The following is a 14,311-nucleotide window of genomic DNA, read 5'->3' as shown; positions in this document are numbered from 1 at the left end:
GTCCGCACGCACGGCACGTGATTTGCCGCTCCCCCGGTGACCACGACGACGACCATGACGACACGGCGCAACAGCAGGCCTGCTGCGCGCATATCGAGCGGGAGGTACGACGATGATTCCGAAACGACGACCAGGGGTGCGCTACGAGATCAACGTATGCGGCGGCGGATTCGATTCCGTGAAGAGCCATTTCGACACGTGGAAGCATGAACCGCTGATCTACCGGCCCGAGCGCCGGATGTTCGAGGGCAAGGCCGACGTGCGGCCGCTCGGCGACGAGACGTTCGGGGCGACCGAGCCGGCGCGCTTCGCGCTGCAGCGCGCGTGCGAGCCGTCGGATCCCTACGCGCTCGCGGCGCGCGTGCGGGACGACGGCCGCGAGCTGTGGCTGGTCATGGCCGCGTACGACGCGTAGCGGCGTGCTTGCAAGTTTTGCAGCGAACGGTGTAGCGAAGGCATGGCGCTTCGCGTTGGGCCGCGCGACGCCGCGTCGACGCCCGTGCAGGGACGACGGGAGCGGACGGCACGCGGTTTGCGGATCTTCGCTTCGCCAATCGTCGATACGCGGCCGTCGCGCCGATATCGACCCGAATCCAGCAACCATAGGGAATGCCGATGACACACGAACCCGAGCGGTGGCTGCAACGGCCCGAGCCACCGATCCCCGACATCGAGCCGGACCCCGAGCCGCCCGATCCCGACGACGTGCCGCCGGACATGCCCGAACCGTACCGGGAACCGGAGGGCGACCCGCCCGGGCATGCGCCGCCGGAACGCGATCCACCGTCCCCGGAGCCGCCAGTGCGCGCGATGTCGCTCGTGCGCAGGGAGGGCCTGCAATGAGTATCCGCGTGAAACCCGGCCTGCTGCGCGACATCGCGGAGACGCTCGGCCGCCATTTCGAGGCGCGCGAGATGCCGTTTCACGTCGAGGAGCAGCCGGCCGGTGCATTGCACGTCGGCTTTCACGTCGACGGCCATCCGGCGTCGCTGACCGTCACGTTCGACCCCGACGCCTTCGCCGCGCTCGAACGGGCCGACGTCGAACGGCAACGCGGTGCGCTCACGCGCGTCGCGGCCGAATTCGACGCGATGATGGCGCGCCGCGGGCCGACCGCGTACGCGGGCGATTTCCATTTCAACCGGCTCTGAGCGGTGCCGCCGCGGCGTGGCCCCGAGCCGCCGACTTCCGGGAGGATTCGATGAACACGATCCAGACGATACGGGTGGGCGCCTGTGCGTTCGCCGCTGCGTGCGCGCTGGGCGCATGCACGCAACCGACCAACGGCCCCTACGGCGCGCATGCGGCGCCGCCCGCGCCGCCCGACGGCCGCGGCGCGCAGTCGACCACGACGATGCCGGATGCGAATACGCGCTACGACACCCGTCCGTCGCCGGGCAACGCGATGCCGCAGGGCGCGACCGTCGGCGAACCGGCCGACGTGCCGCCGCCCGGCCCGAACGGCACGCAGGGCGACCCGCCGCTGCCGGGCACGCCGCCGCCGATGCAGTACTGACACGACGCGTTGCGGCGACGCGGCGCGGCGACGCGTCGCGACGCCGTGTCACGGCATGCCGCATCGCGATGCGGTCGGAGGAATGCGATGGCGAATCAGCACGAGCACCTGGAGGACTGGCTGCGCGATGCATACGCGATGGAGCGCCAGGCCGAGACGATGATCGACGCGCAGATGAAGCGGGTCGGCCACTATCCGCAATTGCAGGATCGGCTCCGGCTGCATCTTGACGAGACGCTCGGCCAGCAGGCGCTCGTCGAAGCGTGCCTGATGCGGCTCGGTACGTCGCCGTCGGCGACCAAGGATCTGTCCGCGCGCGTCGCCGCCTACGGGCAGATCGCGAGCGGCATGCTGGCGGACGACGAAGTCGTGAAGACGGCGTTGGCCGGCTATGCGTTCGAGCAACTCGAAATCGCCGCGTACACGGCGCTCGTCGCGGCGGCGCACGCGGCCGGCGAAGAAGAGATCCGCGCGTGTTGCGAGCGGATCCTGCAGCAGGAGCGCGACATGGCCGCTTGGTTGCTGCGTCATCTGCCCGAGTTGACGACCGCGTTTCTCGATCGTTCGGCGGTCGACCGCATCGATGCGAAGCGGTAACGACGCGCGTTTTCCCGCGAGCGAAATGCGTGCCCCAAACTTGCCCCCGGCTTGTAAAAAAGCTTTCTCGGCGTGTGTCGAGACGGGGTTCGAACCCGCGAGAGCCGCGACGCATCGCGCTTTGCGCGATTGGCACGGAAGCTGCATGACGTCCGGTAGAAGACATACCGCGAACCGAACCGTCAGGAGGCTTTCGATGCCCGTCTCGCTTGCGCTGCAGATGCGACAGCATCTGGCACTTACGCCGAGGCTTCAGCAGTCGCTGCGGCTGCTGCAGTTGTCCTCGCTTGAATTTCAACAGGAATTGCGTCAGGCGCTCGACATGAACCCGTTTCTCGAAGACGGCCTGGGCGACGAGGAAACGGCTGCCGGAACGCCCGAGCAGCCGACCGAAGCGGCCGCGCCCGAAGCGGCGCCCGAGCACGACGAAATCCGCCCGCCGGACGGCGAGGTGCCGTTTACCGCCGCGCCCGCGCCGCGCGGCACGAGCCGCCAGGGCGAGGACGGCGACGGCCTGTCGCCCGGCGAATGGATGGCCGCCGAGCCGTCGCTGCATCAGCAACTGCACGATGCGCTCCGGCTCTATCCGCTCAACAAACGCGATCGCGAAGCCGCGCGCCTCGTGATCGATGCGCTGGACGATGACGGCTACCTGCGTCAGGCGCTTCCCGAACTCCTGGTCGCCGCCGATCCGGCGTGGCTGCTGTCGGAGCAGGATCTCGCGGTCGCGCTGCGGCTCGTGCAGATGCTCGACCGGCCGGGGATCGCCGCCCGTTCGTTGTCCGAATGCCTGGTGTTGCAGCTCGACGCGATTCCGGCCGGCACGCCGGCGCTCGCGGAAGCGAAAGCGATCGCGCGCGAGCATCTGGAGCGGCTCGCGCGCCGCGAGACGGCCGAGATCCAGCGGCGCCTCGGCTGCAACACGCAGACGCTGCATGCTGCCTGCGCGCTGGTGCGCGGGCTCGACCCGCGCCCCGGCAATCACTACGGCAGCACGCGCGGCGATTACGTGGTGCCTGACGTGATCGTGCGCCAGGTGCGCGACGAATGGGTCGTCACGATCAATCCGGCCGTGCTGCCGCGTGCGCGCTTGCACGAGCGCTACGCGACGCTGTTCGCGCAGTCCAGCGGCGAGCGCGATTCGCCGCTCGGCCAGCAGCTGCAGGAGGCGCGCTGGCTGATCCGCAACGTGCAGAAGCGCTTCGACACGATTCAGCGCGTGGGCGAATGCATCGTCGCGCGGCAGCGCGATTTCTTCCGCTACGGCGAGATCGCGATGAAGCCGCTCGTGCTGCGCGACATCGCCGAAGAACTCGACCTGCACGAGTCGACCGTATCGCGCGCCACCGGCAACAAGTACATGGCCACGCCGCACGGTACGTTCGAGTTCAAGCACTTCTTCCCGCGCAAGCTCGAGGCCGCGGGCAAGGGTGTGTGTTCGGCGTCGGCCGCGAAGGTGCTGATCCGCGACATGATCGCGGCCGAGCGGGATACCGATCCGCTGTCCGACGTCGCGCTCGCCGAGAACCTCGCGGGCCGCGGCATTCTTCTTGCGCGCCGCACGGTGACGAAGTATCGCCAGGCGATGAAGATTCCGCCGGCCGACCTGCGGCGTCGCGACGCCGCGTGACGGCCCGATTGTTCCACCCCGCGCGTGCCGCGCGTTGCGTCGGCTCGCGCGCCAACGAGAGGAGCGCGACCATGCCAGCCAAATCCCAGGCCCAGCAGCGTGCCGCGGGAGCCGCGCTGTCGGCCAAGCGCGGCGACGCGAAAATGAAGGATCTCAAGCCGCCGGCGAAATCGATGGCCAGGTCGATGAGCGAGAAAGAGCTCGAGAAAATGGCGTCCACGTCCACGCACGGCAAACCGAAACACAAGCACGATGCGTGAGCGCCGCCGACGTTTAGTGACGACTGCTGTCATCCAGGAGGGTTCCATGCTTCGATACGCCATCATTTTCTTCGTCATCGCGATCATCGCGGCCGTGTTCGGCTTCGGCGGCATCGCCGCCGGCGCGGCCGAGATCGCGAAGATCCTGTTCTACATCTTCGTCGTGATCTTTCTGGTCACGCTGCTTCTGGGCGTCGTGCGACGATGAGCGTAACGCCCGACCGGTCGCAGCGCGTGCAGGAACTCGAGCACGCGTTCGCGATCGGCTTTCCGTCGCAGTCGACCGTCGTCGTGCATGCGGACGACGCATCGGGACGGCTGACGATCCACGTGTCGTGGGTGCGCGTGCCGTCCGACGAGGACGCGCGCGAATGGCGCTGCGCGGTCGACATGCGGTTCGATGCGGACGTGGTCGAGCGCTACGCGTCGCTCGACACGGCCGACCGGCTGCGCGTGCGCACGCAGCTGTGCGACCGCGCGCGGCGCGCGGTGGACGAGCACAAGCCGCGCATCGAGGATGCCGCGATCGAATGCAACGTCGCGCTCGACGTGACGCGCGCCGAATTCGACGCGGCGCTGCGCGCGCCCTGACGCCGCGGCCGGCCCGCGGCCGTTCGCGGTCGTTTCGAGACCGTTTCGCGACCGTTTCGCGACCGTTTCGCGGCATCGGGGCCGGCGTTCCCTGCCGTCCGCACGCGCGCGCCGCGGCGCGTCGTCGTGCGGCGGTTCCCTAGCGAATCCCACGAGGACCCCTGACGATGACGAATCCCCCATCCGCCGGCCAGACCCCGCCGACGCAACCGCCCGACAGCGCGAAGTCGCGCCAGCTCGAAGAGAACCGTGCGCGGCCCGACGGCGAGGCGTTGCGCACCAACCAGGGCGTGCGGATCGCCGACAACCAGAACACGCTGCGAGGCGGCGCGCGCGGCCCGTCGCTGCTCGAAGACTTCATCATGCGCGAGAAGATCACGCATTTCGATCACGAGCGCATTCCGGAGCGGGTGGTGCATGCGCGCGGTGCGGCCGCTCACGGCGTGTTCCGCGTATACGAGCCGATGGCCGACTACACGAAGGCCGCGTTTCTGCAGGACCCGGCCGCCGAAACGCCGGTATTCGTGCGCTTCTCGACCGTGCAGGGGCCGCGCGGGTCGTCCGACACCGTGCGCGACGTGCGCGGCTTCGCGGTGAAGTTCTATACCGAGGAAGGCAACTACGACCTCGTCGGCAACAACATGCCGGTGTTCTTCATCCAGGATGCGATCAAGTTCCCCGACTTCGTGCACGCGGTGAAGCCTGAAGCGCCGAACGAGATGCCGACCGGCGCGTCGGCGCACGACACGTTCTGGGATTTCGTGTCGCTGGTACCGGAAACCACGCACATGGTGCTGTGGCTGATGTCGGACCGCGCGTTGCCGGCGAGCTATCGCGCGATGGACGGCTTCGGCGTGCACACGTTCCGTTTCGTGAACGCGGCCGGCGTCGAGCGTTTCGTGAAATTCCACTGGCGGCCCGTGAGCGGCGCGTATTCGCTGCTGTGGGACGAGGCGCAGCGAATCGCCGGCCACGACCCGGATTTCAATCGGCGCGACCTGTGGGCGGCGATCGAGCGCGGCGACTATCCGGAGTTCGAGCTCGGCGTGCAGATGATCGATCCGGCCGACGCGGACACATTCGACTTCGACCTGCTGGATGCGACCAAGCTCGTACCGGAAGAAATCGTGCCGGTGCGGCCGATCGGCCGGATGACGCTGAACCGCAACCCCGACAACTTCTTCGCGGAGACCGAGCAGGTCGCGTTTCACCCGGGCCACGTCGTGCCGGGCATCGACTTCACGAACGACCCGCTGTTGCAGGGGCGGCTGTTCTCGTACACCGATACGCAACTGAGCCGGCTCGGCGGCCCGAATTTCCACGAGATCCCGATCAACCGGCCGGTGTGTCCGTTCGCGAACAATCAGCGCGACGCGATGCACCGGCAGACGATCAACGTCGGGCAGGCGTCGTACGAGCCGAACTCGACGAGCGGCGGCTGGCCGCGCGAGACGCCGCCCGCGCCGTCCGGCGGCGGTTTCGAGACCGTGCCCGAGCCGCTCGAAGGCCACAAGGTGCGCGTGCGCAGCGAATCGTTCGCCGACCATTTTTCGCAAGCCGCGCTGTTCTACCAGAGCATGACCGAGATCGAGCAGCGGCATATCCGCGACGCGTACTGCTTCGAACTCGGCAAGGTGACGCAGCCGAAGATTCGCGAGCGCGTGGTCAACGAGATCATCGCGCGCTTCGACGCGGGGCTCGCCGCGCAGGTCGCCGAACGGCTCGGGCTGCCCGCGCCGCAGGCGGCCGCGACGCCGGCCGTCGCGCAGCGTTCGCCCGCGCTGAGCCTGATCGGTCGCGCGAAGCCCGGCATCCGCTCGCGCAAGATCGCGCTGATCGCGACGCCCGGCGTGAACCAGGTGCTCGTCGAGCAGGTGCGCGATGCGCTGCAGGCCGCGCACGCGGTGCCGACGATCGTCGCGCCGACGCTCGCGCCGATCGGCGGCATCGTGCCGGAGGCGACGCTGGCCGGCATGCCGTCGGTGATGTTCGATGCGGTGTTCGTTTGCGGCGGCGACGGCGATGGGCGCGACCTCGCGCACAGCGCCGAAGCCCGCCATTTCGTGCGCGAGGCGTTCAAGCACCTGAAGCCGATCGCGGCCGTCGGGTCGGGGCGGCAATTGCTCAGCGCCGCCCACCTGCCGGATCCGGCCGAAGGCGTGTGCGTCGGGCAGGCGGTCGATCTCGACAAGGTGCTGAACACGTTGTCGGATCACCTGGGCCAGCATCGCGTGTGGGCGCGCGAACAGCAGGCGGCCGAACTGCCGGCATAGGGCCGGCGGCGGCTTGCGCCGTACGGCGCGCCCGCTCCCGGGCGGGCGCGCATCCGGCAAGGAGGAACCACGCATGGCACCGCGGATGATATGGAAAGGCGCGATCAGCTTCGGGCTCGTGCACGTGCCCGTGCAGTTGTTTCCGGCGACGCGTACCGTGAAGCCGTCGTTCCGGATGCTCGACAAGCGCTCGATGGACCCGATCGGCTATCGGCAGATCAACAAGCGCACCGGCAAGGAGGTCGCGCGCGAGGACATCGTGCGCGGCTACGAGTACGAGAAGGAGCGCTACGTCGTGCTCAGCGACGACGAAATCCGCGCGGCGAACCCGGAATCGACGCAGACCGTCGACATCCTGACCTTCGTCGACGAGGACGCCGTGTCGTTCCTCTATCTCGACACGCCGTACTACCTGGTGCCCGACCGCAAAGGCGAGAAGGTCTACGCGCTGCTGCGCGACGCGCTGAAGGACAGCGGCAAGATCGGCATCGCGCTCGTGGTGATGCGCGACCGCCAGCATCTGGGCGCGCTGATTCCGGTCGGGCCGATGCTCGCGCTCGATACGCTGCGCTGGCAGGAGGAACTGCGGCCGCTCGACGAATTGTCGGTGCCGGCCGACGACGCGAAGGGCGCGGGCGTCACCGCGCGCGAACTCGACATGGCGAAGAAGCTGATCGACGACATGTCCGGCAAATGGACGCCCGACGAATATCACGACACGTTCCGCGACGACATTCTCGAACTGGTCGAGCGCAAGGTGCGCGCGGGCAAGATCGAGGAGATCGAGGACCGGCCCGCGCAGACTGGCCGCGCGGCCAGCAACGTGGTCGATCTCACCGAGCTGCTGAAGCGCAGCCTGAAGGGCGGCGGCGCCGGCGCGCGCGCGGCGGACCTGCGTGACGAGCGCGACGAAGCGGAGCGCGACGCGTCGTCGTCGCGGGGCGGCGCGCGCCGCAAGCCGGCGGCGAAAACCACGGCGAAATCCGCATCGAAAGGCGCGGCAACGAAAACCGCGGCGAAGCGAACCGCCGCGAAACGCGGCGCGGCGAGCGACCCTGCGGCGAAGAAGACCGCCGCGCGTCGCAAGCATGCGGCGTGATGCCGATGATGCCGATTCCGACTCCGACTCCGACGAGGTGATGCGATGGCCGGCAAGCTCGATCCGTATCGCCGCAAGCGCCATTTCGGCGCGACGCCCGAGCCCGAAGGGGCGCACGGAAAGCGTCGCGCGAAAGCGCAGACGAAAGCGGACACGAAGCCTGCCGCGCGCGCACGCCATCCGCTGCGCTTCGTGATCCAGGAACACCACGCGCGACGGCTGCACTACGACTTCCGGCTCGAGCTCGACGGCACGCTGAAGTCGTGGGCCGTGCCGAAGGGGCCGAGCTTCGATCCGCGGGTGAAGCGGCTCGCCGTGCACGTCGAGGACCATCCGCTCGAATACGCGTCGTTCGAAGGCGAGATTCCGGCCGGGCATTACGGTGCGGGGTCGGTCGTCGTGTGGGACGAAGGCACGTGGACGCCCGATGGCGGCATCGCGCACGCGCGCGAAGGCTATCGGGCCGGCAAGCTGACGTTTCGGCTGGACGGCCGGAAGTTGCACGGCGGCTGGGCGCTCGTGCGCAGCGGGCGGCAGGAAGGGCGCCAGGAGCAGTGGCTGCTGATCAAGGAGCGCGACGACGAAGCACGCGGCGCGGATGAATTCGACGTCGTCGGCGAGCGGCCGGGAAGCGTGCATGACGGTGCGTCCAACGGCGCGGGGCGGCGCCGTGGATCGACCGGCGCGGACGGCGCCGCACGTGGCGCGCGACACGAAAGCCCGCGCCCCACCGAACCGTCGCAAGTCGAAGGCGCGGTGCGTGCACCGCTGCCCGAGCGCGTCGCGCCGCAACTCGCGACACTGGTCGACGCGCCGCCGACGCAGGGCGGTTGGAGTTACGAACTGAAGTTCGACGGCTATCGGATCCTGGCGCGTATCGCAGGGAAGGGCGCACGCCGGCGCGTCACGTTGATGACGCGCGAAGGCCGGGACTGGACCGCGAAGCTGCGCGCGCAGCGCGACGCGCTCGCGGCGCTCGACGTCGACGACGCATGGCTCGACGGCGAGGCCGTCGTGCTCGGCGAAAACGGCCTGCCCGATTTCCAGGCGTTGCAGAACGCGTTCGGCACCGGAAAGGCGGACGCGATCGTTTTCTTCGTGTTCGATCTGCCTTATCTCGACGGATACGACCTGCGCGACGCGCCGCTCACGGCCCGTCGCGTGCTGCTCGAACCGCTGCTCGCGAACAGCGATCCGGCGCGTGTGCGTTTTTCGCCCGATCTCGGCGAGGACATCGCGTCGCTGATCGCGAGCGCCTGCGACACCGGCCTCGAAGGGCTGATCGGCAAGCGTGCGGACTCGCGCTATCGCGCCGGCCGTTCGCCTGCCTGGATCAAGCTCAAATGCCGGCGCCGGCAGGAGTTCGTGATCGGCGGCTTCACGGAGCCGTCGGGCAGCCGGCACGGCTTCGGCGCGCTGCTGCTCGGCGTGCACGAACCGGCGCCGGCCGGCAAACGGCGGCGCGGGGCCGGGCCGCTGCGCTACGTCGGCCGCGTCGGCACCGGCTTCGACGCGCGGATGCTCGATCGTCTCGCCGCAATCCTGCGCCGGCACGAACGCGACACGATGCCGTTCGATGCGCCGCCGCGCGAACGCACGCGCACGCGCGTGCACTGGGTCGAGCCGAGCCTCGTCGCCGAATGCGAATTCGCGGAATGGACCGGCGACGGCATCGTGCGGCAGGCCGCGTTCATCGCGCTGCGCGAGGACAAGCCGGCGGCACAGATCGTCCGCGAGATGCCGAAACACCTGGAAACGGAGGAGGCGATGGATCAGCGTTCGACCACGCAGGACAAGCCGCGGCGGCCGTCGCGCACCGATCGTCACGCGAGCGCGGGTAACGCGCGCGGCGCGCGGGCCGATGCCGATGCCGACACGCTCGGCCGCGTGCGCATCACGCATCCCGAGCGCGTGCTCGACCCGCAAAGCGGCACGCGCAAGATCGATCTCGCGCGGTACTGGCAATGGGTCGCGCCGTGGCTTCTGCCCGACCTGAAAGGCCGGCCCGTCTCGCTCGTGCGCGCACCGGGCGACATCGCTGGCGAGCTGTTCTTCCAGAAGCACGCGGAGCGCCGCGAGATTCCGTTCGTCACGCAGCACGAAGGGCTCGACCCGGGCCATGGGCCGCTGCTGTCGATCGATAGCGTCGATGCGCTGCTCGGCGCGGCGCAGATGGGCACGGTCGAGCTGCACACGTGGAACGCGCATGCGTCGAACATCGAGCGGCCCGACCGCATCGTGTTCGACCTCGATCCCGACCCGGCGCTGCCGTGGCGCACGATGATCGACGCCGCGCAACTCGTGCGCGGGCTGCTCGACGAGCTCGGGCTCGTGTCGTTCTGCAAGACCAGCGGCGGCAAGGGGCTGCACGTCGTCGTGCCGCTCGCGCGGCATGCGGGCTGGGACGACGTGAAGGACTTTTCGCGCGCGGTCGCGCAGCACGTGGCCGGTACGCTGCCCGACCGTTTCACCGCGACGATGGGGCCGCGCCATCGGCGCGGCAAGATCTTCATCGACTACCTGCGCAACGGGCGCGGCGCGAGCACGATCGCTGCGTATTCGGTGCGCGCGCGCCCCGGCATGGGCGTGTCGGTGCCGCTCGACTGGGACGAGGTGCCCGACACGACGGGCGGCGCGCAATGGTCGATCGACACGCTGCACGAACGCCTGGACACGTTGAAGCGCGATCCGTGGGACGGCTACGCGAAGGCGCGCCAGCGCATCACCGCGGCGATGCGCTCGCGGCTCGGCGCCGACGCATGACCGTCAGCGCCGATGCTGGAGCCGGTAATACCAGTTCATCAGCGGAGTAGCGGAAATCCCGTGCGCGACCACCGACGCGGACACGACGGCCAGCACTGGCGCCGCGAGCGGGCGCACGACCTCGGACGGCCCATGCTCGAGCGCGAACAGCAGGTAGTAGAACGACCCGATCCCGCGGATGCCGAACCACGCCATCAGCCGCCGCTGCGCATGGGTCGCACGCGAGCCGGCAAGCGTGACCAGCACCGCGAGCGGGCGCACCGCGACGAACAGCACGGCGGCCAGCGTGGCGGCGCCCCACGTGATCAGCGGGCCGGGTAGCGTCGAGAGCACGCTGCCGATCATCGTCATCACGATCGCTTCGGCGATCCGTTCGAGCTCGATCGTGAAGCCGAGCACCGATTCGGCCATGAACGCATGCGCTTTGTCCGGATGCTTTTCGGTGGCGACGACGTCTTCCGAATCGATCTGGCCGATCACTTCGCGCGGCGGGCGGTCGCCGCTCGCGCGATGCTCGACGCGCCGCATCGCGACGCCGGCGGCGAACGTCGCGATGAAGCCGAACGTATGCGCGAGCTGCGCGGCGCCGAACGACAGCACGATCAGCGCCAGCGCGAAGAAGCCTTCGAGGCCGAGCGCCTGCGCGTGGCGCGTGCGCAGCCAGCCGATCGTCTTCGTCGTGACCCAGCCGAGCCCGCCGCCGATCGCGGCCGCGCCCGCGATGCCCCACAGCGCGACGAGCGCGAACGTGCCCGACAGCGGCGGGATGCCGTGCGTCGCGCCGGGTACGCCACACAGCGCGAGCCCCGCGAGCGCGAACGGCAGCGCGATGCCGTCGTTCATCCCGCCTTCGCCGGACAACGCGAAGCGCACCAGGTCGCGATCGCCCGGATCGTGCACCTGCACGTCGTGCGCGAGCACCGGATCGGTCGGCGCGAGGATCGCCGCGAGCAGCAGCGCCGGGCCCCAGCCAAGACCCAGCGCAAGCACCGCGCACGCCGCGAGCAGCGGCACCGTGACGATCATCGCGAGCAGCCCGAGCCGGCACGGCACGAGCCACAGCTTGTCCGACAGCGGCACGCGCAACCGCAGCCCGATCGCGAACAGCGACACGAGCAGCGCGACTTCGACGATCTCGCGCAGCAGGCGGCCGTCGCGTTCGAGGTCGAGGTGCAGCAGGCCGGCGCCGGCCGGGCCGAGCGCGATGCCGAGCACCAGGTAAATCATGGCGGAGCTGCAGGGAAGGTGGCGCAGCGCGGACGTCACCACGCCCATGCCCAACAGCACCGCCCCGATGATCAGGTACCAGAGGGTTTCGTGCATGCGTGTGATCGCGGCAGGTCGGTACGGGCGGCGCGCCGATCGTCAGGGCTTGCGGCCGAACGCCTCGCGCAATTTTTTCTTCGCGCGTTCGAGCGTCGTGCGGCGCGTCTTGGGGAGGTTGCGGCCCGCGCGGTTCACGTAGAAGTTCAGCATCGACATCGCCGACTGGAACGGCGACGCCTTGCGGCGGCGGCTGTGTTCGGCCGAGCGCTTCAGCGACGCGGCGATCGCGGCTGGATCGTCGGATTTGAAAATGTCGGGCTCGATGTCGAGCGCATCGCTTTTTTGCGTGACTTCGCCGGACCAGCGCTTGCGGTGGGCCGGGTCGGCGCTGCGCGCGCGGCCCGGGCGGCGCGTGTGGCGCTTGCCGTGCGAGTGGGAAGCAGAAGCGGAAGGCATAAGGCAGGGCTCCGTATGGGGTCGCAGGACGGGCATGCAGGGAGAGGCGACGCAAACCGCGTGCCGCGTCGCAAACGCTGCCCGCGACGGCATGGGCCTTGCTGAAGGATCGGAGCAGGAATTTCCATCACGCGATCATCCATAGGGAGAAAACGCCATGAAGTCAGCATTCGAATCGAAGTTTGTCGCGCGGCGCGTGCTGGCCTGCGCGGCTGTCGCGCTCGTCGCGGCCGCGCCGGCCGCGTGGGCGCAGAACTCGCAGCGCTCGGACGAGGGCACCGGCGCGCCGAATCCGTCGATGGACATGTCGACGCCGGGCGCCAACGGCAATACGGCCGCGCCGCCGCCGCCCGCGGGCACGCAGCGGCATGGCGCGAAGCACGGGATGCGCTCGCACGGCACATCGGCCCGTCACACGAAGCCGGGCGGCGGCCCGAACGGCGCGGGCGAGGGCGGCAGCGGCGCCACGGGCGGCGGTGTCGGCGGCGGCTCGGGTGGGGCCGGCGGTGCGGGCGGCTCCGGCGGGACGGGTGCCGGCGGTATGGGTACCGGCGGCGGCGGTTCGGCGGGCTCGACGGGCTCGGGCGGCGGCGGCGCTGCCGGCGGCGGGTCCAGCGGTTATTGACGGTGTCGTGCCGGCGCGGCCGGCACGGCGCGATGGCGGCGCGGTTCCCGGGATGGGCACGCCGCCACCACGCAGGAGGACATCATGCAATCGAATTCCCGAATTTCCCTGGCGCACGACGAGCTCGACGACGATGCAGTCGACACGGACGATCTCGACACGACGGTCCACGTGGACGTCGAGACGGGCCGGGTCATGTTCCATGCGGCGTGGGCGAATGCCGCCGAGGCGCCGCCGGAGGCGGCCCGACATTCGGTCGTGCTCGCGCTCGAATGCTCGACGATGGAACGCTACGCGGATCTCGACGACGGCGCGCGGATGCGCGTGCACGCGATGCTGCACGATGCCGTGCAGCAGACGCTCGATCAATTGCCCGATACCGACGAGAACCTGACGCTGACGATCGAGTTGACCGACGCCATGCTCGATGCGGCACGCCATCTGCAGTAATCGCGCCGGATCGACGCACGACGTCGCGTTACATCACGTTGAAAACTTTGCAGCAGGGCCGGTGTTTGTCACAGGCCGACCGGCCTCGGGGGCCTGTCGGATCCGATTGCGGGTCGTTCCCCGACGGACGCCGGAGGGCGCGCGGGTGTGCCGCGACAGGCGGCCGGAACGGCGATTGCTGGATGACGGCACGGCACGACGTGTGCCGCCTTATCCCACTCCACGGAGGCATTTCATGAGCGGCAGGCTGGATCAATGCAAGGTAGCGATTCTCGCGGTCGACGGCTTCGAGGAAGCCGAGCTCGTCGAACCGCAGCGCGCGCTCGCGGCCGAAGGCGCGCAGGTGGACGTGATTTCGCAGAAGCGCGGCGAGATCCAGGGTTTCCGGCACGTCGACAAGGGCGAGCGCGTGAAGGTCGATCGCACGTTCGACGATGCGCGCGAAGGCGACTACGACGCGGTCGTGCTGCCGGGCGGCGTCGTGAACGGCGATGCGATCCGGATGCTGCCGGCCGCGCGCGAATTCGTGACGGCGGCCGTCGGCGCCGGCAAGCCGGTCGCGGCGATCTGCCACGGCGGCTGGCTGCTCGTGTCGGCCGGGCTCGTGGAGGGCAAGACGATGACGAGCTGGCCGAGCCTGCAGGACGATATCCGCCATGCGGGCGGCAAGTGGGTGGACGAGGAAGTCGTGCGCGACGGCAACCTGATCACGAGCCGCAAGCCGGCCGACCTGCCCGCGTTCAACGGCGCGCTGGTCGAGCGCCTCGCGTCGCGGGGGGCATGAG

Annotated in this window: 17 protein-coding genes; 15 read left to right on the top strand and 2 right to left on the bottom strand. The window is 69.6% G+C overall.

Annotated elements, in window-relative coordinates; all coding sequences use genetic code 11:
• Positions 1 to 112 precede the first annotated feature (112 nt).
• The 12 genes from WT24_RS03185 (at position 113) to ligD (ending at position 10,729) form a co-directional block, all read left to right on the top strand.
• Positions 113 to 415, top strand: coding sequence for a hypothetical protein (locus WT24_RS03185; RefSeq protein ID WP_012336612.1), 303 nt, complete (start codon positions 113 to 115; stop codon positions 413 to 415).
• Between the two features lie 200 nt (positions 416 to 615).
• Entirely contained in the window at positions 616 to 843 is a 228-nt protein-coding gene (locus WT24_RS03180) for a hypothetical protein (RefSeq protein ID WP_060031259.1), read from the top strand.
• The gene (locus WT24_RS03175) at positions 840 to 1,151 is read left to right on the top strand and encodes a hypothetical protein (RefSeq protein WP_059502851.1); all 312 of its coding nucleotides are present in this window, start codon (positions 840 to 842) and stop codon (positions 1,149 to 1,151) included. Before WT24_RS03180 ends, WT24_RS03175 begins: the two co-directional genes overlap by 4 nt.
• Before the next feature lie 50 nt (positions 1,152 to 1,201).
• Complete coding sequence (locus WT24_RS03170; RefSeq protein ID WP_059502849.1) at positions 1,202 to 1,516, top strand: hypothetical protein; 315 nt, start codon at positions 1,202 to 1,204, stop codon at positions 1,514 to 1,516.
• Between the two features lie 87 nt (positions 1,517 to 1,603).
• Positions 1,604 to 2,113 carry a DUF892 family protein gene (locus WT24_RS03165; RefSeq protein ID WP_059502847.1) on the top strand — a complete coding sequence of 170 codons (510 nt, stop codon included), beginning with the start codon at positions 1,604 to 1,606 and terminating at the stop codon, positions 2,111 to 2,113.
• Positions 2,114 to 2,309: 196 nt separating this feature from the next.
• Positions 2,310 to 3,743, top strand: a complete 1,434-nt coding sequence (gene rpoN, locus WT24_RS03160) for an RNA polymerase factor sigma-54 (RefSeq protein ID WP_059502845.1) — start codon at positions 2,310 to 2,312, stop codon at positions 3,741 to 3,743.
• Between the two features lie 71 nt (positions 3,744 to 3,814).
• Positions 3,815 to 4,003 (top strand): DUF3008 family protein, encoded by a 189-nt coding sequence (locus WT24_RS03155; protein ID WP_059503021.1) that lies wholly within the window; start codon positions 3,815 to 3,817, stop codon positions 4,001 to 4,003.
• A 46-nt stretch (positions 4,004 to 4,049) separates the two neighbouring features.
• Positions 4,050 to 4,211 (top strand): DUF1328 family protein, encoded by a 162-nt coding sequence (locus tag WT24_RS32045; protein ID WP_006498332.1) that lies wholly within the window; start codon positions 4,050 to 4,052, stop codon positions 4,209 to 4,211.
• Positions 4,208 to 4,594: a DUF3022 domain-containing protein gene (locus tag WT24_RS03150; RefSeq protein ID WP_059502843.1), complete on the top strand. Its 387-nt coding sequence runs from the start codon at positions 4,208 to 4,210 to the stop codon at positions 4,592 to 4,594. Before WT24_RS32045 ends, WT24_RS03150 begins: the two co-directional genes overlap by 4 nt.
• Positions 4,595 to 4,761: 167 nt before the next feature.
• On the top strand, positions 4,762 to 6,867 hold the full coding sequence (katE, locus tag WT24_RS03145; RefSeq protein ID WP_059794161.1) for a catalase HPII: 2,106 nt from the start codon (positions 4,762 to 4,764) through the stop codon (positions 6,865 to 6,867).
• Between the two features lie 73 nt (positions 6,868 to 6,940).
• The gene (locus WT24_RS03140; protein ID WP_060031206.1) at positions 6,941 to 7,966 is read left to right on the top strand and encodes a Ku protein; all 1,026 of its coding nucleotides are present in this window, start codon (positions 6,941 to 6,943) and stop codon (positions 7,964 to 7,966) included.
• Between the two features lie 45 nt (positions 7,967 to 8,011).
• Positions 8,012 to 10,729 (top strand): DNA ligase D, encoded by a 2,718-nt coding sequence (ligD, locus tag WT24_RS03135; RefSeq protein WP_060031202.1) that lies wholly within the window; start codon positions 8,012 to 8,014, stop codon positions 10,727 to 10,729.
• Positions 10,730 to 10,732: 3 nt separating this feature from the next.
• Here the strand turns inward: ligD and WT24_RS03130 are convergent, their stop codons facing one another.
• Both WT24_RS03130 and WT24_RS03125 read right to left on the bottom strand, forming a co-directional pair.
• Positions 10,733 to 12,052, bottom strand: coding sequence for a cation:proton antiporter (locus tag WT24_RS03130; protein WP_060031199.1), 1,320 nt, complete (start codon positions 12,050 to 12,052; stop codon positions 10,733 to 10,735).
• 42 nt (positions 12,053 to 12,094) lie between these two features.
• A complete protein-coding gene (locus WT24_RS03125; protein WP_059502833.1) occupies positions 12,095 to 12,451 on the bottom strand; it encodes a DUF3175 domain-containing protein in 357 nt (118 codons plus the stop codon).
• 157 nt (positions 12,452 to 12,608) lie between these two features.
• On the opposite strand from WT24_RS03125, the gene WT24_RS03120 reads away from it, so the two are divergent.
• From WT24_RS03120 to WT24_RS03110, 3 genes are all read left to right on the top strand, one after another.
• On the top strand, positions 12,609 to 13,076 hold the full coding sequence (locus tag WT24_RS03120) for a hypothetical protein (protein WP_059794168.1): 468 nt from the start codon (positions 12,609 to 12,611) through the stop codon (positions 13,074 to 13,076).
• An 84-nt stretch (positions 13,077 to 13,160) separates the two neighbouring features.
• Positions 13,161 to 13,526, top strand: a complete 366-nt coding sequence (locus WT24_RS03115; RefSeq protein ID WP_060031196.1) for a DUF3022 domain-containing protein — start codon at positions 13,161 to 13,163, stop codon at positions 13,524 to 13,526.
• A 235-nt stretch (positions 13,527 to 13,761) separates the two neighbouring features.
• A complete protein-coding gene (locus WT24_RS03110; RefSeq protein ID WP_059502828.1) occupies positions 13,762 to 14,310 on the top strand; it encodes a type 1 glutamine amidotransferase domain-containing protein in 549 nt (182 codons plus the stop codon).
• Position 14,311 lies beyond the last annotated feature (1 nt).

It is taken from the genome of Burkholderia sp. MSMB1078WGS (genome assembly GCF_001528895.1).
In the GTDB taxonomy this organism is placed as follows: Bacteria; Pseudomonadota; Gammaproteobacteria; order Burkholderiales; family Burkholderiaceae; genus Burkholderia.
The sequence above is the reverse complement of the archived record's forward strand: the minus strand, read 5'-3'. Positions and strand labels throughout refer to the sequence as shown.

Excerpts from the sequence above, each read along its gene's own strand:
- WT24_RS03185 (WP_012336612.1), top strand. The coding sequence starts at position 113 with ATGATTCCGAAACGACGACCAGGGGTGCGCTACGAGATCAACGTATGC.
- WT24_RS03180 (WP_060031259.1), top strand. The coding sequence starts at position 616 with ATGACACACGAACCCGAGCGGTGGCTGCAACGGCCCGAGCCACCGATC.
- WT24_RS03175 (WP_059502851.1), top strand. The coding sequence starts at position 840 with ATGAGTATCCGCGTGAAACCCGGCCTGCTGCGCGACATCGCGGAGACG.
- WT24_RS03170 (WP_059502849.1), top strand. The coding sequence starts at position 1,202 with ATGAACACGATCCAGACGATACGGGTGGGCGCCTGTGCGTTCGCCGCT.
- WT24_RS03165 (WP_059502847.1), top strand. The coding sequence starts at position 1,604 with ATGGCGAATCAGCACGAGCACCTGGAGGACTGGCTGCGCGATGCATAC.
- rpoN (WP_059502845.1), top strand. The coding sequence starts at position 2,310 with ATGCCCGTCTCGCTTGCGCTGCAGATGCGACAGCATCTGGCACTTACG.
- WT24_RS03155 (WP_059503021.1), top strand. The coding sequence starts at position 3,815 with ATGCCAGCCAAATCCCAGGCCCAGCAGCGTGCCGCGGGAGCCGCGCTG.
- WT24_RS32045 (WP_006498332.1), top strand. The coding sequence starts at position 4,050 with ATGCTTCGATACGCCATCATTTTCTTCGTCATCGCGATCATCGCGGCC.
- WT24_RS03150 (WP_059502843.1), top strand. The coding sequence starts at position 4,208 with ATGAGCGTAACGCCCGACCGGTCGCAGCGCGTGCAGGAACTCGAGCAC.
- katE (WP_059794161.1), top strand. The coding sequence starts at position 4,762 with ATGACGAATCCCCCATCCGCCGGCCAGACCCCGCCGACGCAACCGCCC.
- WT24_RS03140 (WP_060031206.1), top strand. The coding sequence starts at position 6,941 with ATGGCACCGCGGATGATATGGAAAGGCGCGATCAGCTTCGGGCTCGTG.
- ligD (WP_060031202.1), top strand. The coding sequence starts at position 8,012 with ATGGCCGGCAAGCTCGATCCGTATCGCCGCAAGCGCCATTTCGGCGCG.
- WT24_RS03130 (WP_060031199.1), bottom strand. The coding sequence starts at position 12,052 with ATGCACGAAACCCTCTGGTACCTGATCATCGGGGCGGTGCTGTTGGGC.
- WT24_RS03125 (WP_059502833.1), bottom strand. The coding sequence starts at position 12,451 with ATGCCTTCCGCTTCTGCTTCCCACTCGCACGGCAAGCGCCACACGCGC.
- WT24_RS03120 (WP_059794168.1), top strand. The coding sequence starts at position 12,609 with ATGAAGTCAGCATTCGAATCGAAGTTTGTCGCGCGGCGCGTGCTGGCC.
- WT24_RS03115 (WP_060031196.1), top strand. The coding sequence starts at position 13,161 with ATGCAATCGAATTCCCGAATTTCCCTGGCGCACGACGAGCTCGACGAC.
- WT24_RS03110 (WP_059502828.1), top strand. The coding sequence starts at position 13,762 with ATGAGCGGCAGGCTGGATCAATGCAAGGTAGCGATTCTCGCGGTCGAC.